This is a genomic window from Asanoa siamensis (assembly GCF_016862555.1).
GTDB lineage: Bacteria > Actinomycetota > Actinomycetes > Mycobacteriales > Micromonosporaceae > Asanoa > Asanoa siamensis.
In genome coordinates, this window is record NZ_BONE01000007.1 from 146,933 (window position 1) to 172,045 (window position 25,113).

24 protein-coding genes are annotated in these 25,113 nt (G+C 72.8%); 15 read left to right on the forward strand and 9 right to left on the reverse strand.

Annotated elements, in window-relative coordinates; all coding sequences use genetic code 11:
* Positions 1–417: 417 nt before the first annotated feature.
* On the reverse strand, positions 418–1,257 hold the full coding sequence (locus Asi02nite_RS06890; RefSeq protein ID WP_203711304.1) for a DUF308 domain-containing protein: 840 nt from the start codon (positions 1,255–1,257) through the stop codon (positions 418–420).
* Positions 1,258–1,434: 177 nt separating this feature from the next.
* On the opposite strand from Asi02nite_RS06890, the gene Asi02nite_RS06895 reads away from it, so the two are divergent.
* Complete coding sequence (locus Asi02nite_RS06895) at positions 1,435–2,163, forward strand: lysophospholipid acyltransferase family protein (RefSeq protein WP_203711336.1); 729 nt, start codon at positions 1,435–1,437, stop codon at positions 2,161–2,163.
* Here Asi02nite_RS06895 and Asi02nite_RS06900 read toward each other — a convergent pair.
* Entirely contained in the window at positions 2,160–5,726 is a 3,567-nt protein-coding gene (locus Asi02nite_RS06900) for an adenylate/guanylate cyclase domain-containing protein (RefSeq protein WP_239126538.1), read from the reverse strand. The genes Asi02nite_RS06895 and Asi02nite_RS06900 overlap by 4 nt on opposite strands.
* 127 nt (positions 5,727–5,853) lie before the next feature.
* Between Asi02nite_RS06900 and Asi02nite_RS06905 the strand changes: the two genes are divergently transcribed.
* Positions 5,854–6,171: a hypothetical protein gene (locus tag Asi02nite_RS06905; protein ID WP_203711305.1), complete on the forward strand. Its 318-nt coding sequence runs from the start codon at positions 5,854–5,856 to the stop codon at positions 6,169–6,171.
* 49 nt (positions 6,172–6,220) lie between these two features.
* Here the strand turns inward: Asi02nite_RS06905 and Asi02nite_RS06910 are convergent, their stop codons facing one another.
* Positions 6,221–6,913, reverse strand: a complete 693-nt coding sequence (locus Asi02nite_RS06910) for a Crp/Fnr family transcriptional regulator (RefSeq protein ID WP_203700828.1) — start codon at positions 6,911–6,913, stop codon at positions 6,221–6,223.
* 315 nt (positions 6,914–7,228) lie between these two features.
* On the opposite strand from Asi02nite_RS06910, the gene Asi02nite_RS06915 reads away from it, so the two are divergent.
* The gene (locus Asi02nite_RS06915) at positions 7,229–8,101 is read left to right on the forward strand and encodes a phosphotransferase enzyme family protein (RefSeq protein ID WP_203711306.1); all 873 of its coding nucleotides are present in this window, start codon (positions 7,229–7,231) and stop codon (positions 8,099–8,101) included.
* On the opposite strand, the gene Asi02nite_RS06920 is transcribed toward Asi02nite_RS06915, so the two are convergent.
* Entirely contained in the window at positions 8,087–8,914 is an 828-nt protein-coding gene (locus tag Asi02nite_RS06920) for a DUF1028 domain-containing protein (RefSeq protein ID WP_203711307.1), read from the reverse strand. The genes Asi02nite_RS06915 and Asi02nite_RS06920 overlap by 15 nt on opposite strands.
* A gap of 50 nt (positions 8,915–8,964) precedes the next feature.
* On the opposite strand from Asi02nite_RS06920, the gene Asi02nite_RS06925 reads away from it, so the two are divergent.
* The 4 genes from Asi02nite_RS06925 to Asi02nite_RS06940 all read left to right on the forward strand — a co-directional run bounded on the left by Asi02nite_RS06925 (position 8,965) and on the right by Asi02nite_RS06940 (position 12,009).
* Complete coding sequence (locus tag Asi02nite_RS06925) at positions 8,965–9,474, forward strand: polyadenylate-specific 3'-exoribonuclease AS (RefSeq protein WP_203711308.1); 510 nt, start codon at positions 8,965–8,967, stop codon at positions 9,472–9,474.
* Positions 9,475–9,645: 171 nt separating this feature from the next.
* The gene (locus Asi02nite_RS06930; RefSeq protein ID WP_203711309.1) at positions 9,646–10,674 is read left to right on the forward strand and encodes a 6-phosphofructokinase; all 1,029 of its coding nucleotides are present in this window, start codon (positions 9,646–9,648) and stop codon (positions 10,672–10,674) included.
* A gap of 30 nt (positions 10,675–10,704) precedes the next feature.
* Positions 10,705–11,517: a pyrroline-5-carboxylate reductase gene (gene proC, locus Asi02nite_RS06935; protein WP_203711310.1), complete on the forward strand. Its 813-nt coding sequence runs from the start codon at positions 10,705–10,707 to the stop codon at positions 11,515–11,517.
* A gap of 108 nt (positions 11,518–11,625) precedes the next feature.
* Positions 11,626–12,009: a hypothetical protein gene (locus Asi02nite_RS06940; protein ID WP_203711311.1), complete on the forward strand. Its 384-nt coding sequence runs from the start codon at positions 11,626–11,628 to the stop codon at positions 12,007–12,009.
* On the opposite strand, the gene Asi02nite_RS06945 is transcribed toward Asi02nite_RS06940, so the two are convergent.
* The 4 genes from Asi02nite_RS06945 to Asi02nite_RS06960 form a co-directional block, all read right to left on the reverse strand.
* A complete protein-coding gene (locus tag Asi02nite_RS06945; RefSeq protein WP_203711312.1) occupies positions 12,006–12,404 on the reverse strand; it encodes a hypothetical protein in 399 nt (132 codons plus the stop codon). The genes Asi02nite_RS06940 and Asi02nite_RS06945 overlap by 4 nt on opposite strands.
* 24 nt (positions 12,405–12,428) lie before the next feature.
* Complete coding sequence (locus Asi02nite_RS06950) at positions 12,429–13,172, reverse strand: class F sortase (RefSeq protein WP_203711313.1); 744 nt, start codon at positions 13,170–13,172, stop codon at positions 12,429–12,431.
* Between the two features lie 5 nt (positions 13,173–13,177).
* Positions 13,178–14,050 carry a DUF4397 domain-containing protein gene (locus tag Asi02nite_RS06955; protein ID WP_203711314.1) on the reverse strand — a complete coding sequence of 291 codons (873 nt, stop codon included), beginning with the start codon at positions 14,048–14,050 and terminating at the stop codon, positions 13,178–13,180.
* A gap of 220 nt (positions 14,051–14,270) precedes the next feature.
* Complete coding sequence (locus tag Asi02nite_RS06960; RefSeq protein ID WP_203711315.1) at positions 14,271–14,756, reverse strand: glutathione peroxidase; 486 nt, start codon at positions 14,754–14,756, stop codon at positions 14,271–14,273.
* Between the two features lie 132 nt (positions 14,757–14,888).
* Between Asi02nite_RS06960 and Asi02nite_RS06965 the strand changes: the two genes are divergently transcribed.
* The 4 genes from Asi02nite_RS06965 (at position 14,889) to tuf (ending at position 19,757) form a co-directional block, all read left to right on the forward strand.
* Positions 14,889–16,514 carry a glycosyl hydrolase family 18 protein gene (locus Asi02nite_RS06965; protein ID WP_203711316.1) on the forward strand — a complete coding sequence of 542 codons (1,626 nt, stop codon included), beginning with the start codon at positions 14,889–14,891 and terminating at the stop codon, positions 16,512–16,514.
* Between the two features lie 155 nt (positions 16,515–16,669).
* Positions 16,670–17,083, forward strand: a complete 414-nt coding sequence (locus tag Asi02nite_RS06970; protein ID WP_203711317.1) for a YciI family protein — start codon at positions 16,670–16,672, stop codon at positions 17,081–17,083.
* Entirely contained in the window at positions 17,080–18,303 is a 1,224-nt protein-coding gene (locus Asi02nite_RS06975; protein WP_203711318.1) for an RNA polymerase sigma factor, read from the forward strand. Before Asi02nite_RS06970 ends, Asi02nite_RS06975 begins: the two co-directional genes overlap by 4 nt.
* A gap of 266 nt (positions 18,304–18,569) precedes the next feature.
* Positions 18,570–19,757: an elongation factor Tu gene (gene tuf, locus Asi02nite_RS06980; RefSeq protein WP_203711319.1), complete on the forward strand. Its 1,188-nt coding sequence runs from the start codon at positions 18,570–18,572 to the stop codon at positions 19,755–19,757.
* A gap of 28 nt (positions 19,758–19,785) precedes the next feature.
* Here the strand turns inward: tuf and Asi02nite_RS06985 are convergent, their stop codons facing one another.
* A complete protein-coding gene (locus tag Asi02nite_RS06985; RefSeq protein ID WP_203711320.1) occupies positions 19,786–20,436 on the reverse strand; it encodes a DUF4389 domain-containing protein in 651 nt (216 codons plus the stop codon).
* A 124-nt stretch (positions 20,437–20,560) separates the two neighbouring features.
* On the opposite strand from Asi02nite_RS06985, the gene Asi02nite_RS06990 reads away from it, so the two are divergent.
* From Asi02nite_RS06990 to Asi02nite_RS07005, 4 genes are all read left to right on the forward strand, one after another.
* Positions 20,561–21,049, forward strand: coding sequence for a hypothetical protein (locus tag Asi02nite_RS06990; RefSeq protein WP_203711321.1), 489 nt, complete (start codon positions 20,561–20,563; stop codon positions 21,047–21,049).
* A gap of 24 nt (positions 21,050–21,073) precedes the next feature.
* Entirely contained in the window at positions 21,074–22,480 is a 1,407-nt protein-coding gene (locus Asi02nite_RS06995; protein WP_203711322.1) for a class II 3-deoxy-7-phosphoheptulonate synthase, read from the forward strand.
* A complete protein-coding gene (locus Asi02nite_RS07000) occupies positions 22,473–23,501 on the forward strand; it encodes a threonine aldolase family protein (protein ID WP_203711323.1) in 1,029 nt (342 codons plus the stop codon). Before Asi02nite_RS06995 ends, Asi02nite_RS07000 begins: the two co-directional genes overlap by 8 nt.
* A gap of 79 nt (positions 23,502–23,580) precedes the next feature.
* On the forward strand, positions 23,581–25,101 hold the full coding sequence (locus Asi02nite_RS07005) for a GGDEF domain-containing protein (protein ID WP_203711324.1): 1,521 nt from the start codon (positions 23,581–23,583) through the stop codon (positions 25,099–25,101).
* Positions 25,102–25,113 lie beyond the last annotated feature (12 nt).

Below are 25,113 nucleotides of genomic sequence, written 5' to 3' on the forward strand. Positions count from 1 at the left end.
GGGCAGCAGGCTCCGCTCGAGCGGTGGCGAAAGACAGTCACCAATTCCTACTGACGCCACGTTACGCGACGATTACAACAGGGCGTGTCGCGGGTAGCCCAACTGTCCACTTTGCGCAAAATAGAGGATTTACTCGGGCCCGCGGTGGGCACGACCGTCGCTCCCGCCAGACACCGCTCCGCTGCCGGGCCCGCACCGGGTCACCGAGAACCCCGGCCGGATCTTGGTAGATGGATGCGGCCATGCCCGCATCCATCTACCAAGATCTCGGCTGAGGTCGCGACAGCGACCACCACGCGCGGTGGGATCAGGCCACCGCGGACGTGGCAGCGCAGCGACGCGGAGCGTTGTCTGGCGGGAGCGACGGTCGCGCCCCAGGCGGACCCGAGCGGAAAGGCGCTTCGAATTTCAGCGCCTTCAGACCTTGGCGCCGTCGTCCGGGTCGTAGTCGTCGTCTTCGTCTCCGTGGCGGAGGCGGGAGATCAGGGTGACGAAGCCCGCCAGGATGGCCAGGAAGCCCGCGACCGTGACGATCGTGCGGTCGATCGGGAGCAGCGTCGGGAACAGGAAGAGGACGAAGCCCAGGACGATGCCCAGGAGGCCCGCCACCGCGTATTTCGAGATGCGGGGGAGTGGTGGCGGGGGCGGCGGCGTGTAGCCCTCGTCGTCGGTCGGCTCGCCCGGCAGATCGTTGCCGAACGTGTCGAGGCCGTCGAGCAGGCTCGGGCCGTCGCTCGCGCGGGGGTCGAGCGAGACGCCCGAGAAGTCGGCGGCCGAGGGGCGGCGGGTCGGGGCCGCGGCCGGTGGGTCGATCGCGCGGGTCGGGTCCGTCGGGGCGGCCAGCGTGCCGGCGGTGGCGTCCGGCAGGTTTTCCGACGCCGGCCACGCCGGGGTGGTGTCGGGCTCCTTGTCCCAGCCTTCGACGATCTTCGCCCAGGCGGCCTCGACGTCCGGATCGTGGCCGTTGGTGCGCGGCGGCGGCTCCTCCTCGGCGGACAGCTGCGCGAGATAGCCGCGGGCGGTCTCGAGGTGGGCGCTGTCGACGTAGAGGCGGTCGATCGGGCGCGGCGGCACCGTGGTGGTGCGGGTCACGGGGTTGAGGTCGGACGAGGGCTGCAGGTAGGCGGCGATGCCGCCCGCGCCGAGCACCTCGAGCAGGTGTTCGCCGACCCGCGGGTCGACGTCGCCGGCCACGGCGAAGTCGGCCGCGTCGAGTCCGTTGTCCCGCCGGCCACGGCGGGCACCACCCGTGGACACCGCATCCCCTCCTGACTGCGCGCCGGGGGTCGCCCGCGCGCCGTGCCGCCAATCGTGACACGACCCCCGCCCCTTCCAGTAGTCCGTTGTGGCATGGCGTACGCGCTTCGTAGGCTCGATGTCGTAGCGTCTGGTCCAGGACGCGACAGGGAAGGCGTGACCCGAAAGGACCGGCGGTTGCTGTACTCGCTGCTGAAGTACGTGATCCTCGGCCCGTGGCTGCGCATGCTCTTCCGCCCGGTGGTCGAGGGACGCGACAACGTCCCGGCCACGGGTCCGGCGATCATCGCGAGCAACCACCTGTCGTTCTCCGACTCGATCTTCATGCCGCTGGAGGTCCGGCGGAAAGTCACATTCGTGGCCAAAGCCGAATACTTCACCGGCAAGGGGATCAAGGGCTGGCTGGTGAAGATGTTCTTCGTCGGCACCGGCACGATCCCCGTCGACCGGTCCGGCGGGCGGGCCGCCCAGGCCGCCCTCGACACCCAGTTGCGCGTGCTGCGCGCCGGCAACCTGGCCGGCATCTACCCGGAGGGCACCCGGTCGCCGGACGGCCGCCTCTACCGCGGCAAGACCGGCGTCGCGCGGCTGGCCCTGCTCAGCGGCGCCCCGGTCATCCCCGTCGTGATGCTCAACGCCGACGAGATCCAGCCGCCGGGCACGGTGTTCCCCAAGATCAAGCGGGTCCGGATCCGGTTCGGCGAGCCGCTCGACTTCTCCCGGTACGCGGGCATGGCCGGTGACCGGTTCGTCGAGCGGGCGGTCACCGACGAGATCATGTACGAGCTGATGGAGCTGTCCGGCCGCGAGTACGTCGACATCTACGCGCAGAAGGCCAAGAACGCGGCCGCGCGGGTGCCGAACCCGGCCAAGGCGTCGGACCCGCCCACCGCCGTCGCCGCCTAGCTCGCCAGCGTCGCCTCGGGCGTCTCCACGCCGGTCAGCCGGAGCAGGCCGGGCGCCCGGTTGCGGTTGGCGAACGCCCGCACCTCGGTCAGCGCCACCTCCGCCGCCGCCTGCTCGCCGGCGCCGGCGAAGCTGCGGGCGGCCAGGGCCAGGGCCAGCATCCGGTCGGTGACGGCCGGGACCTGGTTGTAGATCGCGGCCGCCGCCGCGTAGAGCTGGCCCGCCCGGCCCTCGTCGCCGCCGGCCGTGGCCAGCGCCGCGCTGACGGTCCGCAGCGCCGCCTCGGCCCAGGGCGTGCGGTGGGTGACCCGGTCGAGCATGCCGCGCACCCGCATCGCGGCGTCGCGGCCGGTCAGCGCCGCCGCGAAGGCCGCCGCCGAGACCCACTCGCCGCTGGCCAGCGCCGGCACGGCTGACCACGACTCGGCCAGCTCGTCGAGCAGCGCGCCGGCCTCCTCGGTGCGACCCTGCAGGGCGCGGACCTGGGCGGCCAGCCCGAGCGTGGTCCACCGCGGCCGGTAGAACCCGCTCTCCCGGGCGAACTCGAGCGCGTCGCCGACGTCGTCGGTCTCGCCGACCGCCGGCACCGGCTGGTCGCGCAGCACCCGCAGGCTGGCCCGCAGGCCACGGACCTGGATGTCCCAGCGCCCCTCGGGCGTGTCGACGAACGCGTCGGCGGCGGCCAGCAGGCGGTCGAACTCGCCGCCGAAGTAGGCCCGCATCGCGTCGGCGGAGAAGGCCGTGTTGAGCGTGTGTCCGGCGGGCACCGCGGAGACGGTCTCGGAGACCAGCTCCCGGGACCGGGCCCAGTCGCCCTCCTCGCTCAGCGCGTACCCGAGGTTCTGGACGGCCCGGGGCAGCGCGAGCAGCCCGTGGGAGCGGCAGAACTCGGTCACCTCGTAGAGCTCGGCCAGCGCGCCCCGGTCGCCGGCCTGGTATCGGGCCATCGCGATGGTGATCCGGGCGTTGGTCTCGGTCTCGACACTGCCCAGCCGCTGCGCGATCTCTGCGGCGGCGGTGGCCGCGGCGATCGCCGGGTCGCGCTCGTAGTTGAGCATGTGCAGCCGGCCCAGCTCGGCGTAGGCGTCGGCCTTCTCGGTCGTGTCGTCCACCCCGTCGAACAGCTCGACCGCCTTGTCGAGGCAGGACAGGGCGGCCCGGCGGTCGGCGCGCAGCCAGGCGGCCTGGCCGAGCAAGGTCCACGCGCGCGCGGCACCGGCGGCGTCGCCCTCCGCGTAGAGCCGGTCGGCGAGCGCGACGAGCTGGTCGGGCCCGCCGCCGCTGAGGAACTCGCCGCGGTCGCGGTAGAACGAGATCTCGGTGCGGAGCAGCTCGAGCTGGAGGCGGCCACCGGGGTCGGACTGGTCGGCCAGCGCGATCGCCCGCTCGACGTGGTTGGTGGCCGCGTCGAGGGCGTGCAGGGCGTACGCGCGGCGGGCCGCCCGGTGCAGCGCCTCGCGGGCCGGGCCGGCGAACGGGGCGGGGTCGACGCCGAGCGTACGGGCGATCTCGTGGGCCGCCCAGCGGTGGTGGGCCAGCACCTCGGCCAGGTCGGTGTCGCGGCCGCGGGACAGCGCGTCGAGCCACTCCGCCGTGCGCTCGTGCCGGGCCACCCGCTCGGTGCGCGGCAGCCGCTGGTAGCAGACGTCGCGGACCAGCACGTGCCCGAACCGGAACTCCTGCTGGCCGGCCATCGTGGATGTGGCCTGCTCGTGCACGAAGTCGCGCTGCTCCAGCCGGCGCAGCGAGCGCTCGACCGACTCGACGTTGCGGCCCAGCGCCGCGGCCACCGCCCCGGGCCAGAACACCATGCCGACCACGGACGCGGCGAACAGCACCGTGCGGTCCTTGGGGTCGAGCAGGTCGAGCCGGTTCGCGATGACCGCGTGGACGCTGTCGGGCATCGGCAGGTCGAGGCGCTTCTCCAGCGACCAGCCCCGGCCCGACTGGCGCAGGGCGCCCTGCTCGATCAGCATCCGCACGTACTCGTGCGCGTAGAGCGGGTTGCCGTCGGCGAGCTCGACCAGCGGGCTGAGCATGTCGGCGGAGAACGCCGCCTGGCCGAACATGTGCGCGTAGAGCGTGGCGATGCCGGTGGCCCGCAGCGGCGGCAGCGTGATGGTCAGGGAGCTGGTCAGCGAGGTCGCCCAGCCCGGGTGGCGGTCGATCAGCTCCGGCCGGGCGGTGCAGAGCAGCAGCAGCGGGACGTCCCGGGCGGACGCGCCCAGCAGCTCGACGAACCGCAGCATGCTCTCGTCGGCCCAGTGCAGGTCCTCGAAGACCAGCACGGTCGGCCGGCGGCCGGCGAGCGCGACCAGGAAGCGGCGCCAGGCCGACTCGGCCTCCTCGGCCGCGAGCCGGCTCGCGGGCAGGCCGACCAGGGGTCGCAGCGCGTCGATCAGCCGGTCGGCCTCGCTGGGACCGACCAGATCGGACACGGCTTTCGTCAACCGCTGGGCGGCCGTGGCGGCCGGGTCGGTGTCGAGGATGCCGGCCTCGGCCTTGACGATGTCGGCCACCGCGGCGAACGCGACGTTCTCCCCGAACGGCGGGCAGCGGCCGGTGCGCCAGGCGACCGGCTCGTCGATCAGTCGCTCGGCGTGCTTGAGCAGCTCGCGGACCAGCCGGCTCTTGCCGATGCCGGCCCGGCCGAAGATGGTGACCACCTGGGGCAGGCGCTCGCGCAGCGACCGGTGCAGCGCGTTGACCAGCAGGCCCAGCTCGTGCTCGCGGTCGACGAGCGGAGTGGCGTCGGGCTCGCGGTCGACGTGCGGCCGGCGCAGCGGCGCGACCGCGAGCCAGACCTCTGTCGCGGTGGACCGGCCGCGCAACGTGACCGCGGGCTGTTCCTGGTAGCGGACGGTGTCCTTGGTCAGCGCGTAGGTGTTGCCGCAGACGAGCACGCCGCCGGGCGGCGCGGCCGACTGCAGCCGCGACGCCGTGTTGACCACGTCGCCGGCGACGATCGCCTGCCCGCCGTCGCGGGCGGCGGCGACGTCGACCAGCGCCTCGCCCGTCACGACGCCCACCCGGAACCGCAGGCCCGCGGCGTCGGCGCCGTCCGGCGCGAACCGGGACAGCACCCGTTGCAGCTCGAGGCCGGCGCGCACGCAGCGCAGCGGGTCGGTCTCGGTGGCGACCGGTGCGCCGAACAACGCCATCACCGCGTCGCCGATGTATTTCTCGACGACGCCGCCGTACTGCCCGACGACCCGGCGCGCGGCGGAGAAGAACCCGGTCTGCATCGCCCGGACCAGCTCCGGGTCGGACCGCTCGGCGTACGGCGTGAAGTCGATGAGATCCACGAACAGCACGCTGACCCGGCGGCGGTCCTCCTGCTGGTCACCGTTGCCCACCTCGGCCCGGGTGCCACCCGCCCGCGCGGTGCCGCAGTTGGTGCAGAAGGCGGCGTCGGAGGGGATGGGCCGGCCGCACTGGCCGCACGGCGGCGCCAGCTCGGCACCGCAGCCGCCGCAGAACCGGTCGTTCTCGGCGGGGGTCCGGCCACAGCGTGTGCAGGCGGCGGGGATGGCGACACTCCTAGCGACTTCTGTCCCGGTCAAGGGCTTCGCAGCCTACGCGCGCCCGGGCACTGTCAGGAACTGTCCTGTTGGCTAGCGGACAGTCCATAGCGGCCGGCCGTCGGTAGAGTCGGCCGCGGCCGAGATCCATTCACGACAGGAGGAATCGATGGTGCACGTACGGCTGGAGAAGGACTGGACCGACCAGGCCGGGGTCGAGCACGCCGCGGGGGCGAGCGTCGACGTCGACGCCGCGACGTTGGCCCAGCTGCAGGCCGACGGCGTCGTGGCCGGCGACGACGTGAAGGCGCAGGGCTGGATGGGCCCGACCCACGAGGAGCCGCCGGCGGCCGAGCCCGACGAGTGGATGGGGCCGACCGCGCCGCCGAAGGAGGCCAAGGAGCAGGGCTGGATGGGGCCGACCGCGCCGCCCAAGGACACCAAGCCGGACGGCTGGATGGGCCCGACCGCGCCGCCCGCCAACTGAACGAACCGGACGAGGCCCCTGGCGCGTGGCGCTGGGGGCCTTCTTCGTGTCAGCGGTCGGGCATGCCCGCCCGGCGGCGCAGGGCGGCGACGTCGGTGACGACGATCCGCCGGCCCTCGGTGCGCAGCCAGCCGCGGTTGGCGAACGAGCCGATCGCCTGGTTGACGCTCTGCCGCGAGCCGCCGGCCATCTCGGCGAGCTGGCTCTGGTTGAGCTCGATGGTGATCATCGGCGCCTGGCTCTCGCCGGCCAGCCGGACCAGCGTCTTGGCCACCCGCCCGGGCAGGTCGAGGAAGACGTGGTCGGCGTTCTGCTCGGTGAGCCGTCGGATCAGCGCGCCGAGCGAGCGCATCACGGCGTCGAGGATCCGCGGGTTCGAGTGCACCAGCTCCATGAACGCGGAGCGGGACAGCGCCAGCGCGGTGCAGTCCTCGATCGCCTCGGCGGAGGTCGACCGGGTCGACGCGTCCAGCAGCGAGACCTCGCCGAGCGTGCCGGGTGGACGGACGACGGAGAGCACGGCCCGCTCGCCCGTCGGCGCGGTGACGAACACGGCGACGGCGCCCCGGCGCAACACGATCAGGGACTCACCCGGATCGTTCTCGACGAACAGCAGTTGACCCTTGCGATAGGTGCGGGGCACGGCGGCGGCGATCACGCGTTGCCGCACCTCAGGCTCGAGCCCGGCGAACAGCTCGACCCCGGTCAGAGCGTCGCCAGGATCTGGCAGGCGACCCTCCACGGCCCTGACCCCTCCCCGGCTATTTGGACACATCCCAGTGACCGACCCATTCAGCCGGCGCGGTCAACACATCAGATCATGTCGCTCCTGTCGCGTGCTGTACACCCCTGAAATCGCTTCCGTGACAGTCCCGTGTTGTCCGAACGGGCAGGCTGACTGCCAGACCCGCTGCTGGTGGGGGCCGGACGGGGGAGGGGCGGGCCCATCAGGGGGGCGCGGGGCGGACCGGTCGGAAGAGATCACTGGGGGGTGTCTCTTCCGGCCGTTCGCCCATTTCCCGGACCGCGCGGCCCCCGGCGGCGGATAATCCCCGCCGTGGCAGACGACGCGGTCGCGCTCGCGGCCCTGCGCGGCGGATGGCAGCACGTGCCGGACCGCCTCGACCCGGTGGCGCTCGGCGGCACCGCGGCCACCACCTGGGTGGCCCGCATCGCCGAGGCGTGTCACCTGGTCACCCGGGTGCCGCTCGGCAAGCGGATGCGGCTGGAGGCGGGCCTGACCGCCGCCTGTCATCTCGCCGGTCGCGGCGTCGCGGCGGGAGAGCCCGTCCGCGCGCTGTCCGGTGCCTTCGTGTCCGAGCACGACGGAGCGGCGTACGCCCTGGTCCGTTGCCCGCCGGGCCGGCCGCTGGCCGCCGGTGACCCCATCGACCAGCAGTGGTGGGGCGACGCGCTGGCCCGGCTGCACGCCGGCATGGACGGCTTCGCGCACGCCGGGCTCGCCCCCTGGCACCGCGTCCGCCCCGAGGCGCCGCACCTCGACGTCGAGCCGTGGGTGCGCGCCGCGGTCTCGGCCGCCTACGCCGCGCTGACCCGGCTGTGCGTCACCGACCGGCTCACCTACGGGGTGCTGCACGGCCGCCCGTGGGCCGCCGCGTTCCGCCTCGACCCGGCGACGGGCCGCACCGGCGTGGTGAGCTGGGGTCCCGCGGCACACGGGCCGCTGGTCGCGGACCTCGCCGCCGCGGTCACGCACGCCGGTGACCTCGGCACGGAGGAGCTCGTCGACGGGTACGCCGCGACGGGCACCGTGCACCGTGACGAGATCGACGCGGCGCTGCCGGTGCTGCTCCGCTTCCACTGGGCGACCCGGGCCGACGCCGCGGCCCGCCGCCTCGCCGCCGACCCCAGGGACGACGGGTCGCGGGCGACCCTGGCCGCCACCCGTCCGGCCCTAGACCCCTCGTAGGTGCGCGAGCACCAGCGGGTCGATCTTCCCGGGCACGATCCGTTCCTCGAGGTTCTCGACCCCGGCCCAGCTCGCCAGCGCGTCGTCCAGGGTGGCGCCCTCGTGGCCCGCGGCGACCAGCCGGCCGCGCACCTCCGCCGCGAGCGGCCCGTCCAGCGGCATCAGGGTGGCCGGGTCGGGCTTGCCGAACAGCAGCTCGTGCATGTCGAGCAGCCGCGTCATCTCGGGCACCGGCTCGGCGTGGTCGTCGACCCGCAGGTCGACCACGACGTCGCTGGTGCCGCCGTAGCCCTCGCCGCGGGCGACCACGAGCAGCGCCGCGCTCTGCCGGCCCCGCTTGTCACCGCCCGCCTCGTCGCCGGCCCGCAGCGCGGCCAGCAGCCGCCGGGCCAGCGGTGCGGACGGGTCCGCGGCCAGCCACGCCTCCCGCATCCGGTCGACCACCTCGGGGCCGACCAGGATGTTGCCCTGGATCGCGAACCCGTCACCGGCGACGCCGCCCGCCCAGTCGTGGCAGTCGGCGCCGGTGAAGGTGGCGCCGTCACCGGTCGCGCCGACCACGCCGACCTGGCGCTGGGACCGCCCGACGTCGGCGGCCGTCAGGCCCGCGACCACGCCGGCCGCGTCCACGCCGGTACGCAGCAGCGCCAGCCCCTGCGGCCGGTAGGCCAGGTTGGCGTAGGACTGCGTCGCCACGGCTCCGACCTGCGCCTCGGCGGCCGGTACGGCGGCGCCGACGGCGAGGAACTTGCTGGCGACGGCGATGCCGTGGGAGTGCCCGTCGGCCGACCGCGCCACGATCGAGAAGGTCATGACCGGGCACGGTAACGAACCGGACGGTCGATGGGCCAGGATGTAGTTCGATGACCTACCGCTACTTCTACGACTGTGAGTTCATCGAGGACGGCCTGACGGTCGACCTCGTCTCGATCGGCGTGGTCGACGAGCACGGGCGCGAGTTCTACGCCGTGTCGACCGAGTTCGACGGCTCACGGGCCGTGCCCTGGGTACGCCGCAACGTGCTCGACAAGCTGCCGTCGCCGGCCGATCCGGCATGGCGGTCGCGCGAGCGCATCCGCGACGACCTCTACGAGTTCCTGGTGGAGCCGTTGCGCGGCGGCGGCCCGGGCGGCTCCCTCGAGCTGTGGGCCTGGTACGCCGCGTACGACCACGTGGTGCTGGCCCAGCTCTGGGGAGCGATGCCGGCGTTGCCGCGGGTGATTCCCCGGTTCACCAAGGAGCTCCGCCAGCTCTGGGACGATCTGGGCAAACCGCCGCTACCGCCGGCACCGGCCGACCAGCACGACGCGCTCGCCGACGCCCGGCACAACCTGGCCCGCTGGCAGGCCATGCGGGCACCGGCCCGACCCTGACAGTTCACTTCGCGGTGGGTGGGTCGCGCTGGTAGCCGTTTTGCCCGACGACTACAGTGCGCAGTTGGCGGCCCGCCCCGGGCCGGCAACGACGCCGATCACAGATCCTGGGGCTTTCTGGCCATATATGCCCTTTGGGGCGAGGATCGCGATCAGGAGGATGAGCAGATCATGCGAATCGGCGTGCTTACCGGCGGCGGGGACTGTCCCGGTCTGAACGCGGTGATCCGGGCGGTCGTCCGCAAGGGCGTCTCCACCTACGGCCACGACTTCGTGGGCTTCCGGGACGGCTGGCGCGGTCCGCTGGAGGGCCTGACGATGCCCCTGGGCATCCCCGAGGTCCGCGGCATCCTCCCGCGCGGCGGCACCATCCTCGGCTCGTCCCGGACGAACCCGTTCAAGATCGAGAACGGCGTCGAGCAGATCAAGAACAACCTGGGCGCCATGGGCGTCGACGCGCTGGTCGCGATCGGCGGCGAGGACACCCTGGGCGTCGCCACCAAGCTGCACGGCCTCGGCGTGCAGGTGGTCGGCGTGCCGAAGACGATCGACAACGACCTGAACGCGACCGACTACACGTTCGGCTTCGACACCGCGGTCAACATCGCGATGGAGGCCATCGACCGCCTGCACACCACTGCGGAGAGTCACCACCGCACGCTGGTCGTCGAGGTCATGGGCCGCCACGCCGGCTGGATCGCCCTGCACGCCGGCCTCGCGGGCGGCGCCAACGTGATCCTGCTGCCGGAGCGCAACTTCGACATCGAGCAGGTCGCGGGCTACGTCGAGAAGCGCTTCCAGCACCAGTACGCGCCGATCGTGGTCGTCGCCGAGGGCGCCCAGCCGCTCGACGGCCAGATGGTCCTGCACAACCAGGAGCTCGACGCGTTCGGCCACGTCCGTCTGGGTGGCATCGGCCAGTGGCTGGCCGAGCAGCTCGAGGCGAAGACCGGCAAGGAGGCCCGCACGGTCGTCCTCGGCCACATCCAGCGCGGTGGCACGCCGACCGCGTTCGACCGGGTCCTCGCGACCCGGCTGGGCCTGCACGCGATCGACGCGGTCAACGACGGCGACTGGGGCAAGATGGTCGCGCTCCAGGGCACCGACGTGGTCCGGGTGCCGCTGGTCGAGGCGACCAAGGAGCTCAAGACCGTGCCGCTGGAGCGCTACACCGAGGCCGAGGTGTTCTTCGGCAGCTGAGCCGACATCGTCACGAGGGGGCGGGCAGCCATGACGGACAAGACGGTCGCCGTGATCGGCGCGGGCAAGATCGGTGAGCTGATGCTCTCCGGGTTGTTGCGTGCCGGTTGGCCCGTCGGCCGGCTGCTCGCCACCTCGCGGCGCGCGGAACGGGCCGCCGAGCTGCGCGAGCGGTACGGCGTCCGCGTCGTCGACAACCTCACCGCGGTCGCCGAGGCCGACGTGCTGGCGATCTCGGTGAAACCGCAGGACGCCTCCGCCCTGCTGGCCGACATCGGCCCGAAGGTGCCCGGCGACAAGCTGGTCATCTCGCTCTGCGCGGGCCTGCCGACCAGCTTCTTCGCCAAGCGGCTCCAGGACGGCGTGCCGATCGTGCGGGTGATGACCAATACGCCGGCGCTGGTCGACGAGGCGATGACCGCGATCTCCGCCGGCCCGCACGTGAACGGCGCGCATCTGGCCCTCGCCGAGGAGATGTTCAAGCCGCTCGGCCGGACCATCCGGGTGCCGGAGTCGCAGCAGGACGCGGTGACCGCGCTGTCGGGTTCCGGCCCGGCCTACTTCTACCTGCTGGTCGAGGCGATGGTCGACGCCGGCATACTGCTCGGCCTGCCGCGGCAGGTGGCGCACGACCTGATCGTGCAGACCGCGATCGGCTCCGCGGTGATGCTCCGCGACTCCGGCGAACACCCGGTCAAGCTCCGCGAGGCGGTCACGTCGCCGGCCGGCACCACCATCTCGGCGATCCGCGAGCTGGAGAACCACGGCGTCCGCGCGGCCCTGCTCGCGGCCCTCGAGGCGGCCCGTGACCGGGCGCGTGAACTCGCTGAACAGAACTCCTGAGCACACGTTCGTGGTGATTCATTCACGCCACTGAGCCTTCCGTACCTCCGCTGCCGGGCCTTACCGTCATTACAGATGGTGAATCCCCGGTTGCAGGGAGGTACGGCCATGCGACGTCTCGCCACTGTTGTCGCCGCCACCGCGGCGGCTCTCTGGATCGCCGCACCGGCCTCCGCCTTCGCGCACGCCGGCGTCGTCGACCCCTACGCGCACGCTGCGCTCGACGTGCTGACGCTCGGCGTCGTGACGGCTCCGCTGTGGACCGCGTACCTCTGGTCCGGCCGCCGGCCCGCCCTCGTGGCGCTGGTCGCGATCGTCCAGCTACCGGTGGCGGTGCTCGGGTTCACGCAGGTCCTGGACCCGGTCTGGCACGCCGTCGCGCTGGCCGGCGCGCTCACCCTGACGTTGTTCTCGCTCGTAACCGTGCGGCGGCTCGCCACCGCCCACGCGGGCCCGACCGTAGCGGAACCCGCCGCCGCGCCGGTCGACTAGCCCGGGCCCGGGACCGGTGCCCCATCCGGGGAACGCCGGGGCCATGACCGGGGATTCGCGGTCCCTGGTGCCGACACATGGCTCCGGTCGGGAGAGGGCACCGGCCCCAGGGTGGCCAACTGGTCGCGCACCGCGTCGACGGAGGGGCAGCCCCGGCGCGGTGCGCCCCACCCGTGCGTGCCGGCGTACGCCGTGAACCGGCAGTGCGCCTCGTCCACGTACCCCCAGGCCATGAAGACCTCGACCCCGGCGTAGCGGTAGACGCCGACGGACTCGGTCCGTGTCCCGGCCGCGCGGCGGTAGAACGTCGCGCACAGGCCGGGCAGGACGGTGCCGTCGAGGTCGACGTCGGTCGCCTCCCGGTGCACGGCGAAGCGGGTGAGGTCGGGCAGCACGAGATGGTCAACGAGCGGCGTGCGTCATTGCCACGCGGTGGGCCCGTCGCCCTTGGACTCCGGCAGCGACGGCACGCGCGCGTCCACCGCGTAGACCACCACGTTGTCGCGGTAGGACCGCTTGCCCCGGTCGAACTCGCCGCCACAGGTGATCAGCCGCAACTCGGCGCCGGGTGTCGCGCCGTAGACGCTCGAGGTGGGGAAACTGTCCTTGGGGTAGCGGTCGGTGTGCACCACCCGGAACGGCACCCACAGGTCGCCGCGCCGCACCTCGACGGTGTCGCCCGGGCGCAGGTCGCGCAGGCGGTAGAAGACGGCCGGGCCGCGGTGCGAGTCGACGTGACCGGCGATCACCGCCGGGCCCCGCTCGCCGGGCCGCGTGCCGCGCTCGTACCAGCCGGCCTTGCCGTAGTCGGCCGGTGCCTCCAACTCGCCCGTGCCGTCGAGGTCGAGGCCGACCAGCGTGGACCGGATGCCGACCCGCGGGATGCGCACCTCGGACGGTGGCGGCAGGGCGGCGAGCGGGTCGACCGCCGCGGCCACCTCGACGGGCCGCAGGCAGTCGGCGCAGTGCCGGGCGAGCCAGCGCGCCTCGGACGCCGGGGCGCCGGTGCCACCCGCCGCCAGACCGAGCGTCGTGCCGGCGGCCGCGCACAGGGTCAGCGCGGTCAGGGTCAGGCCCCACGCGGTGCCCCGGCGGGCCGGCGCCGCCCAGCGCCAGCGGTGCCTGACCACCGCCGGAGCTGACCGGTCGCCGACCTCGCCCATGCCGCCTACCAGGTGCGCCGGGCCCGGCGGCGCAGGCCGAGCGCGCCGGCGCCGACGAGGCCGGCCAGCGCGACGAGCCCGAGCCCGGCGACCAGGGCCACGGCGCCGCCGCCGCTGGTGCCGCCGGCACCGGTCTCGACGCCGCCGAGCGGCGTGATCTCGCCGGCCTTGGCGTCGACCTTGAGGTCGGTGGTCAGCCCGTCCTTGCCGTCGAGCACGAGCAGCGAGTAGGTCGTGCCGCCGGACAGGTCGCAGCGCGCCTTGGTCGCGGCGGCGCCGCCCTCGGGCGTGAGGTCCAGGGTCCAGTTGCCGGGCTTGACGCCGCGGTAGTCGCTGGTGGTGGCGAACTTGAGACCGTCGCCGACCTCCTGGCCGCCCGTCGTCTTGATGTCCAGGACCGGCGACTTCACGGACGCCTGGAGCACGCGGATCTTCGCCTGGTCGGCCGGCGGCGCGGAGATGTCGTCGGTGATCACCGCGAGCCCGAGCTCGGCGAACCGGCCGGTGCCCGCGACGGTGTGCGCGCTGCCCTCGGTCACCGTGACGTCCTCGGTCAGCACCGGTGGCGACTTGGGGTCGGCGGCGACCTTGCGCATCGAGACCGCGTAGGTGCCGGGCGGCACCGCGAGGTAGTCGGACATGACGCCGTAGGGCACGGCGTCGAACTTGAGGCCCTTCATCTTGCCGCTGGCGTCGTCGACATAGACGTCGACCGGAGGGGTGTCGGGGGAGAGGTGGGCCAGGCGCACGTAGCCGACGCCGGCCTCGGCGGAAGCGGGGCTGGCGATCGCGGCCGTCAGGCCGGCGCCGATGAGGACGGCGCCGGCGGCGGCGGCCAACCGGCGGAGCGCGTGGGGGGCGGGACGCGCACAGATCATGAAATCTCCTCCTGCGGACGAGGATCGCAGCACGCGAAACAGAGTCCCGTCAGTCGGACCGGACCGCAAGTCCTGAAAGGTGGAAAATTCTGACAATGCACGGATCATGTCCGGACGGACAACCGCTGCGTCCCCCGTCGGCACGACGGCCCGCCCCGAACGGCGTCCCCCGAGCGGATCTCGTGACTCGATCTCATGACCGGGACCGCTCCCACGCTCGTCAGGGGAGGTGGCGCTCGATCTCCGCGACGAGTTCCGGTGCCTCCGGCGCGACCTGCGGGCCGAATCGCGCCGCAACCGTGCCGTCGGGCGCGACGAGGAACTTCTCGAAGTTCCAGCGGACGTCGCCGGTGTGGCCGTCGGCGTCGGGGGTGTCCACGAGGGACGCGTAGAACGGGTGCCGGTCGGCCCCGTTGACGTCGACCTTCTCCGTGAGCGGGAAGGTGACGCCGTAGTTGACCGAGCAGAACTCGGCGATCTCCTCGGCGCTGCCGGGCTCCTGGCCGTGGAACTGGTTGCACGGCACGCCGAGCACGACCAGCCCGCGGTCGGCGTAGGTGTCGTAGAGCTTCTGGAGCCCCGCGTACTGCGGGGTCAGGCCGCATTTCGAGGCGACGTTGACCACCAGCACGGGCTGGCCGGCGTACTGCTTCAGGTCGGCGGGTCCGCCGGAGAGGGCACCGATCTCGGTGTCGAGCACTGTCATGGCGGTGACGTTACTGGATCACCGTGATCCTTTGAGAAATCGATGTATGCACATCTTGACGAGGTGTTGGCCGGTGGGTAGCGTCTCATCAACATCTATTTGGAAAGTTTCCTAATAATAAGGAGACGCCCTATGAGAACCTCGGTGCGCCGGGCCCTGTGGGCCGGCGTAGCGGCGGCGGTCGTCGCCGCTGCCGTGCCGGTGGCCGCCGCGTTCGGCGCCGGCACCGTCACCGCGTCGTTCGCCTCCACCTCGGACTGGGGCGGCGGGCACGAGGTGCGGGTGACCGTGGCCAACGGCTCGTCGGCCGCGCTGTCGACCTGGCGGATCGAGTTCGACCTGCCCGCCGGCACCACGGTCAGCAGCTTCTGGGACGCCGACGTCACCCGGACCGGCAACCACTACGTCGCCGTCAAGAAGAGCTGGATGGGCCCGCTGGCGCCGGGCGCCTCGGTGAGCTGGGGCTATGTCGGCACGGGGGCCTACCGGGCGCCGCTGAACTGCACGATCAACGGCGCGTCCTGCTCGACCGGCACCACGCCGACCAACCCGCCGACGGGCAACCCGACGAACCCGCCGACGGGGAACCCGACCAACCCGCCCACCAACAACCCCACGAACCCGCCGACCAACCCGCCGACCGGCGGCAAGAAGCTGATCGGCTACTTCGCGGAGTGGGGCGTCTACGCCCGCAACTACCACGTCAAGAACATCCACACGAGCGGGTCCGCGGCCAAGCTGACGCACATCCTCTACGCGTTCGGCAACACCACGGGCGGGCGGTGCTCGATCGGGGACTCGTACGCCGACTACGAGAAGGCCTACACGACCGCGGACAGCGTCGACGGTGTCGCGGACACCTGGGACCAGCCGCTGCGCGGCAACTTCAACCAGCTCCGCAAGCTCAAGCGGATGTACCCGCACCTCAAGGTGATCTACTCGATCGGCGGCTGGACCTGGTCGGGCGGCTTCACCCAGGCCGCGCAGAACCCGGCCGCGTTCGCCGAGTCGTGCTACCAGATGGTCGAGGACCCGCGCTGGGCCGACGTGTTCGACGGCATCGACATCGACTGGGAGTACCCGAACGCGTGCGGTCTCTCCTGCGACGCCAGCGGGCCGAACGCCTTCAAGAACGTGATGGCCGCGCTGCGCTCGCGGTTCGGCCCGTCGGCTCTCGTGACCGCCGCGATCACCGCGGACGGCAGCGCCGGCGGCAAGATCGACGCGACCGACTACGCGGGCGCGGCGAACAGCGTCAACTGGTTCATGCCCATGACGTACGACTACTTCGGCACCTGGGCGGCACAGGGTCCCACCGCGCCGCACTCGCCGCTGACCTCGTACGCCGGCATCCCGACGCCGAACTTCTACGCCGACGCGGCGATCCAGAAGCTCAAGAGCAAGGGCATCCCGTCCAGCAAGCTCCTGCTCGGCATCGGCTTCTACGGCAAGGGCTGGACCGGGGTGACGCAGGAGGCGCCCGGTGGCAGCGCGACGGGTCCCGCGCAGGGCACCTACGAGCCGGGCACCGAGGACTACAAGGTCCTCAAGAACACCTGCCCGGCAAACCGGACGATCGCCGGTACGGCGTACGCCAAGTGCGGTAGCAACTGGTGGAGCTACGACACGCCCGGAACCATCGGCGGCAAGATGTCGTACGCGAACGGCCAGGGCCTCGGCGGCGGCTTCTTCTGGGAGCTGTCCGGCGACACCAGCAACGGCGAGCTGATCTCGGCGATGAAGAACGGCCTGGGGTAGCCCCTCGGGTCGGTGCAGGTCCCACACGGGAGCGGAGGGTCGGTCGACGGCCCTCCGCTCTCTTTTGTTTGCGGGAGGATGTCCGGAGCGGGAAGGCGCCGCCGACGTCCCGGGTGAGAGGCGCCGAGCGGGCGCCGCGCACCGAGGAGACGACGATGAAATACATGATCATGCTGACCGGCTCGCAGCGCGACTTCGACATGCTGACCGGCTCCGGCGAGCACGCCTGGACCCCGGCGGACCTGGCGGCACTGCACGAGTTCATGACCAAGTGGAACAACGAGCTCGTCGAGTCCGGCGAGTTCGTCGACGGGCAGGGCCTGGCCGCGCCGGTCCACACGCGCCGCGTCTCGCTGCGCGACGGAGTGCCGGTGGTCACCGACGGGCCCTACGCGGAGACGCAGGAGGTCCTGGCCGGCTACACGATCGTCGAGTGCGACAGCTTCGACCGGGCCACGGAGATCGCCGCGAAGCTGGCCGACACCCCGCACCCGGCGGGCGCGCAGCTCGCCAACGAGTGGTACGTCGACGTGCGGCCGATCGCCGGGGCACCCGAGTTCGGCGAGTGAGGCTCGACCGCTCGCAGGAGGACCTGCTGCGCTCGCTGGCGCCGCAGGTCCTCGGCGCGGTCGTCCGCCGCTTCGGGCATTTCGACACCGCCGAGGACGCCGTGCAGGAGGCGTTGCTGGCGGCGGCGCGGCAGTGGCCGGCCGAGGGCGTGCCCGACAACCCCCGGGCATGGCTGATCCGCGTCGCCGCGCGCCGGCTGACCGACCTGCTCCGCGCCGACCAGGCCCGCCGCGGCCGCGAGGACGTCGTGGCCGCCTGGCCGGTCCCGGCGCCCGGCCCGGCCACCGACGACTCGCTCGTGCTGCTGTTCATGTGCTGCCACCCGGCCCTGTCACCGGCGTCGCAGATCGCGCTGACCCTGCGCGCGGTCGGCGGCCTGACCACGGCGGAGGTGGCCCGGGCGTTCCTGGTGCCCGAGGACACGATGACCCGGCGGATCACCCGGGCCAAGAGGTCCATCAAGGACAGCGGGGTGCCGTTCGGCCTGCCGCCGCCGGGGGAGCGCGCCGCCCGCCTGGCCGCGGTGCTGCGCGTGCTCTACCTGATCTTCAACGAGGGGTACGTCGGCACGACCGGCCCGACGCTGCAACGGGTCGAGCTGTCGACGGAGGCGATCCGGCTGGCCCGCCTGGTGCACCGGTTGCTGCCGGACGACGCGGAGGCGACCGGCCTGCTCGCGCTGATGCTGTTGACCGACGCCCGCCGCCTCGCCCGCACCGCGCCCGACGGGACGCCGGTGCCGATGGCGGAGCAGGACCGCGCGCGCTGGGACCGCGACCGGATCGCCGAGGGGGTCGCGCTGATCTCGGCGGTGCTCCCGCGCGGCGAGGCCGGGCCGTACCAGATCCAGGCCGCGATCGCCGCCATCCACGACGAGGCACCGCGCTCGCAGGACACCGACTGGCCGCAGATCGTGCTGCTCTACGAGATCCTGCTGGCCCAGGGCGACAACCCGATGGTGGCGCTCAACCACGCGGTCGCGGTGGCGATGGTGCACGGCCCGCGGGCCGGCCTGGCCCTGCTCGACCCGCTGGGAGAGGACGACCGCCTGGCGGCGGACCACCGCTGGCACACGGCCCGCGCCCACCTGCTGGAGCTCTCCGGCGACCACGAGGCGGCCCGCGCGGCCTACCTGACCGCGGCGACGAAGACCATGAGCCCACCCCAGCAGCGCTACCTCCACACCCGCGCGGAATACGTTCGACGGTCGCGTGGTTGAGCCGTACCGTGATGGTCATGTTCACGAGCAGCCCCGCGCGGCCCGCAGGTTTCTTCCTGCGGTGTGCCGCCGACGGCGCTGATCTCTGACCTCCTCCCGCAGCAGCAGAACCCGCGGGGAGAGGTTGGTCCCGGCCCGGTTCTGGCGCGGAGTTTCACTGTCATCACGGCCCGCTGAGCACGACGCGGCCCCGACGCGGGGTGGCGCCCGCCCGCGCACGTCCGAACCCGCCTCCTTGCATCCAGTTCAGGAGGACTGAACCCACCATGGCGAAGAGCCAGTTCATCCGCACCAAGCCCCACCTCAACATCGGGACGATGGGGCACGTCGACCACGGGAAGACGACCCTGACCGCCGCGATCACGAAGGTGCTCGCCGAGGCCGACCCGGCAACCAACCGGTTCGTGGCCTTCGACGGCATCGACCGTGCTCGGGAGGAGATCGTCCGGGGCATCACCATCAACATCGCCCACGTCGAGTACGAGACGGCGACGCGGCACTACGCGCACGTCGACATGCCCGGCCACGCCGACTACGTGAAGAACATGATCACGGGCGCGGCGCAGGTGGACGGCGCGATCCTGGTCGTGTCGGCCCTCGACGGGGCGATGCCGCAGACCCGGGAGCACGTGCTGCTCGCCCGCCGGGTCGGCGTGCCGCACCTGGTGGTGGCGCTCAACAAGGCCGACGCCGTCGACGACCCCGAGCTGCTCGACCTGGTCGAGCTCGAGGTCCGGGAGCTGCTCTCGGAATACGGCTTCCCGGGCGACGAGCTGCCGGTCGTGCCGGTCTCCGCACTCGGCGCGCTCGAGGGCGACCCACGCTGGACGGCGTCCGTCGTGGAGCTGCTCGACGCGGTCGACCGGTACGTCCCGGTGCCGCCGCGGGCGGTCGGTGAGCCGTTCCTGATGCCCATCGAGAACGTGCTCACGATCTCCGGGCGGGGCACGGTGGTGACCGGCGCGATCGAGGCCGGCCGGCTGAAGGTCGGCGACCCGGTCGAGGTCGTCGGGCTCGGCGACACGTTCCAGACCGTGGCGACCGGGCTCGAGACGTTCGGCAAGTCGCTGGCCACGGCCGAGGCCGGGGACAACGCGGCGATCCTGCTCCGCGGCGTCAAGCGCGACCAGATCCAGCGCGGTCAGGTGGTGGCGGCGCCGGGTTCGGTCACGCCGCACACCCGGTTCACCGCGCGGCTGCACGCGCTGACCGCGGCCGAGGGAGGGCGGCACACGCCGTTCTTCGCCAACTACCGGCCCCAGTTCTACTTCCGGACCACCGACGTGGCCGGGGCGATCGAGCTGGGGGAGGGGGTCACCATGGTCCTGCCCGGTGACACGGTCGACCTGACCGTGGAGCTGAGCCGGCCGGTGGCCATGCACGTCGGGCTCGGGTTCGCGGTCCGCGAGGGCGGCCGCACCGTCGCCGCGGGCACGGTCACGGAGATCCTCTAGACGAAGCTGTTCCGCCTGGCGCCGACGATCACGGGGCCAGGCGGAACGGCGGGTAGCGGTCCGTGACCAGGGTGAACGCGTACGCCGTGACCCGGTTCTGCCAGCGCAGCACGCCCTCGACGTAGTCGAACAGCGCCCGCGGATAGCGGCCCGTGAACAGGATCGCGAACCAGGTGACCACGACCGCCACCACCGCGCCGATGTGCAGGAAGAACAGCACGACGTAGTGCGGGATCGCGAGCAGCCACTTGACGATCGGCAGGAACCGGTTGAGCGTCCCGCCCGGATAGAGGTAGTCGAGCCGCACCGACTGCTGGTCGTCGGTGGCCGGGTAGCGGTCGTCCATCAGGACGAAGTAGACGGTCACCCGGTTGGCGAACCGTTGCAGCTCCAGGTTCCAGTCGAACCACCAGCGGGGATACTTCTTCCGGAACAGGATCATCAGGAGCGGGCCGAAGAACAGCACGCCGCCGAAGCCGTACACGACGTTCTCGGCGTTGCCGCCGTCGTCGCCGCCCCACTGGCCCCAGTCGGAGCCGCCGCTGTAGACGGTGCCGAGCAGGATCACGATCGGGATGATCATGAACAGCCGGAAGAAGCTGGTGAGCCGGTTCAGTGGCCGGTCGGGATAGGCGACGGAGAAGTTCACCGGGTACGGCGGTGGAGCGGTCGGTTGCATCGGCGCGTCCCCTCCGTACCGTGGAATGTCCTGTATGAACATCCTGCGGGTTTCTATCCGTTTTGGGGCAGGAATGGAGACCTGCTCGGCACCGGGACGTGAATGTGTGCCAGACTCACGAACCGTGATCCGACGTCGCGCCCTGACCGTGGCGGTGCTGACCGCCGCTCTCGCGGTGCCCCTCGGCGGCTGCTCGATCGCCGACTCGATCGTCGGGGCCGACCCCGTGCCGATCGACGAGAGCCCGCAGAAGGCCCGCGCCCACGTCGAGGCCTACCTCGCCGCGATGGCCAAGCGGGACGCGGCCGCGGGGCGCAAGCTGCTCTGCCCGACGCTGGCCGGCACGTTCGACAAGACCGCGAAGGGCGAGGGCGGCGACTTCAACCCCGACGTCAGGGTGGCCGGCGGGGTGGTGACCGGCGTCGCCGCCGAGGGCGACGGGCAGAAGGTGACCGCCGCGATGCTCGTCACCCCCAAGGGCGGCAAGGCGACGCCGGTCAGCGTCACGTTCCTGGTGACCCACATCGATTCCGGCTGGTGCATCGCCCGCGAGGACACGGCGGCGGTGCTCCCGTCGATGCCGGCGACGCCCATCCCGAGCCCTTCCCGGTGAGCGGACGGCCGTAGTCTTGCGGGCATGCGCCAAGAGTGGCATCAGCTGAGCTACCCCGGGGTCGCGAGCCTCGGTCCGCAGACCTCCCGGCCGGCGGCCGACTCCGCCGAAGACCAGGCGCTCGGCTTGGACCACTGGCGCGACCTGCCGCGCGACCAGGTGCCGCCGTGGCCCGACCCGAAGGTCGTCGCCGAGGTCTGCCAGGTCCTCGACAACGTCCCGTCGGTGGTGGCGCCCTACGAGGTCGACCAGCTCCGCGAGCGGCTGGCCCTGGTCGCCGAGGGCAAGGCGTTCCTGCTGCAGGGCGGTGACTGCGCCGAGACGTTCGACGCCAACACTGAGAGCCACCTGCTCGCCAACGCCCGCACGCTGCTCCAGATGGCCGTCGTGCTGACCTACGGCGCCTCGCTGCCGGTGGTCAAGGTGGCCCGGGTGGCCGGGCAGTACACGAAGCCCCGCTCGTCGGCGACCGACGCGCTCGGCCTGCCCGCCTACCGCGGCGACATGATCAACTCGCTGGAGACCACGCCGGCCGCCCGCGTGGCCGACCCGCAGCGCATGATCCGGGCCTACGCGAACTCGGCCGCCGCGATGAACATGCTGCGCGCCTACCTCTCGGGCGGGCTGGCCGACCTGCACGCGGTGCACGACTGGAACAAGGGCTTCGTCCGCGACTCGCCGGCCGGTGAGCGCTACGAGGCGATCGCCCGCGAGATCGACCGGGCACTGGCCTTCATCCGGGCCTGCGGCATGACCGACGACGAGGCGCTGCGCACGGTCACCCTCTACTGCTCGCACGAGGCGCTGGCCCTGGAATACGACCGGGCGCTGACCCGGGTCTCCGACAGCAAGGCGTACGGGCTGTCCGGGCACTTCCTCTGGATCGGCGAGCGGACCCGGCGGATCGACGGCGCGCACGTCGACTTCCTGTCGCGGATCGTCAACCCGATCGGCGTGAAGCTCGGCCCGACCACCTCGCCCGACCAGGCGCTCGAGCTGTGCGAGAAGCTCAACCCGGGCAACGTCCCGGGCCGGCTCACGCTGGTCTCCCGGATGGGCAACCATCGGGTACGCGACGCGCTGGCCCCGATCGTCGACAAGGTCACCGCGGCCGGCGCGAAGGTCGTCTGGCAGTGCGACCCCATGCACGGCAACACCCACGAGTCGTCCAACGGCTACAAGACCCGCCACTTCGACCGGATCGTCGACGAGGTGCTGGGCTACTTCGAGGTGCACCGCTCGCTGGGCACCCACCCCGGCGGCCTGCACGTGGAGCTGACCGGCGAGGACGTGACCGAATGCCTGGGTGGCGCCCAGGGCATCGAAGACCTCGACCTGCCCGGCAGGTACGAGACGGCCTGTGACCCCCGGCTCAACACCCAGCAGTCGCTGGAGTTGGCCTTCCTCGTTGCGGAGATGCTGCGTGGCTGAGTTCGTGGACCTGCGGTCCGACACCGTCACCCGACCCTCGCCGGCCATGCGCGCGGCGATGGCCGACGCCGTCGTCGGTGACGACGTCTACGGCGAGGACCCGACGATCAACGAGTTGGAGGCGTCGGTCGCGGCGATGTTCGGGCACGAGGCGGCGCTGTTCGCACCGACCGGCTCGATGGCCAACCAGATCGCGATCCAACTGGTGGTGCCGCCCGGCGAGGAGCTCATCTGCGACGCGGACGCGCACGTGGTGACTTACGAGATGGGCGCGGCCGCGGCGATCGGCGGCGTCTCCACCCGCACCTGGGGCCCGGTCGGCGCCGACATCGACCCCGACGTGGTGGTCGACATGATCCGCCCGAGCGGCGGCTACGTGGTGCCGACCCGGGCGATCGCGGTCGAGCAGACCCACAACCGGGGCGGGGGTGGGGTCATCCCGCTGTCCACCCTGGAGAGCCTGCGGGCCGCCGCGGACGCCGCCGGCGTCGCGCTGCACTGCGACGGTGCCCGGATCTGGCACGCCCACGTCGCCGACGGCGTCCCGCTGCGCACCTACGGCGCGCTCTTCGACACCCTGTCGGTCTGCCTCTCCAAGGGCCTGGGCGCGCCGGTGGGTTCGCTGGTCGTCTCGTCGGCGGCCAACATCGACCGGGCGCGGGTGCTGCGCAAGCGGATGGGTGGCGGCATGCGGCAGGCCGGCGTGCTCGCCGCGGCCGGCGCGTACGCCCTGACGCACAACGTCGACCGGCTCGCCGAGGACCACGCCAAGGCGGCCCGGCTGGCCGAGGCGCTGGCCCCGTTCGGCGTGGTGGCGGGCACGGTCCGCACCAACATCGTCCCGCTCGACCTGCGCAAGTCGCCCATCGACGCCGACGCCCTGGCCGCGGCGGCCCGCGAGCGGGGCGTGCTGGTCTCGGTGCTCGGCCGGCGGCTGGCCCGCCTGGTCACCCACCTCGACGTCGACGACGCGGCGATCGACCGCGCGGTCGAGGTACTCCCTGCCATTTTTCGCAATTGACAGTTTCGCGTGCTTTGCTAAGTAGTTAGGCCCGGTTGGTTTCCGGCCGGCCGGGCGTGACTGCTCGGCGGGAGTTGGCATGGCCCACGCGGGCCCGTGGCGGTGGTTCGCCTGGGCCTTTCTGGCTGTCGAGGGCGCGTTGGTGCTCGCGACGCTGGCCGGGGCTGCCCCGTTGCTGAGCGCGGTGGCCGCGGCCGTGGCCGTCCTGGTGGCGGGAGTCGCGGTGGCGGTGCGCCGCCCGCCGAGGACGGCCGCCTGGGCGTCCCTGACGGTGGCGTCCGGATCGGTGGCGTTCTCCCGGGTGTACGGCACGCTGACCGGCCCGACGCTGGTCGGCGGCCGTGGACTGGCCGGCGGTGACATCCGCGCCCTCGTGCTCTACCCGGCGCTCGCGGTCGGGCTCCTCCTGCTGGGCGGGACCGGCACGGCGGCCGACCTGACCGACACGCTCGACGCCGCCGTCGTCACCCTCGGGGTGTTCGTCCTGCTCTGGCTGTTTCTGCTGCACGGCCAGGTGGTCCCGACCGGTGCCCAGCTCGCCGTGTCCGCCCTGCGCCCGGTCGGCATCTCCGTCGCACTCGGGGCGCTCGTCCGGCTGCTGTTCTCGGTGCGCCCCCGCGCTCCCGCGATCAGGCTCGTGGCGATCGGGGTGATCCTGGCGCTCGTCGGCGCCCTGGGCCTGGTGGCCCGCACAGTCGGCTACCACGTCGACGGCCGCCTGTTCGGCGGCGGGATCTTCGCCGTCGCGTTCGCGGTCCTGGTCGCCACGGCGCTCCTGCATCCCTCGGCCGGCGTCGTTCCGGAACGTCGCGGGGCGGGCGTTCCGGCGGCCCGCCTCAGCCGCGGCCGGGCCACGCTGTTCGTCGCGCTGACCCTGCTCGGCCCCCTGGCCTGGCTGCTCGCGGTCGCCTTCGGCGAGTTCGACCCCGGCTCACCGGAGGACTTCGGGCCGCCGGTGCTGGCCGCGGCGCTGATCGCGCTGCTGCTGCTCTGGCGCCTCTCCCTGCTGGCGCGGGTCGCGGACCGACGCGCGGACGAGCTCGCCGGCGCGGTGGGGAAGCTGCAGGGCCTCCAGGCGGAGCTGGCCCACCGCGCGGCGCACGACCCGCTGACGGGTCTGCTCAATCGGTCGGTGCTCATGGAGCGGCTCGTCGCGCTGCCGGCCGGGCGGTCGCACGCGCTGCTCCTGGTCGACCTCGACGGATTCAAGGACATCAACGACTCGCTCGGCCACCCGGCGGGCGACGAGCTGCTGGTGGCGGTCGGTGGCCGGCTGACGCGGCTGGCCCCGCCGGGCGCGACGCTGGTCCGGCTGGGCGGGGACGAGTTCGCGGTGCTGCTGCCGGGCACGGGGGAGTCCGTCGCGCTGGCGGTGGGCGCGGCGGTCTGCGGCCGGCTGCGCGAGCCGTACCCGTCGTCGTTCGGCCCCCTGCGTGTCAGCGCCAGCGTGGGCGTCACGGCGGGGGCGCTCGCGGCGCGGACGCCGGCCGACCTGCTGCGCGAGGCGGACGTGGCGCTGTACGCGGCCAAGGCGGCGGGCAAGGACCGGGTGGCGGCCTACCGCCCGGACCTGGCGCCGCCACGGGCACCACGCCGCTGACGGCCTAGGTTC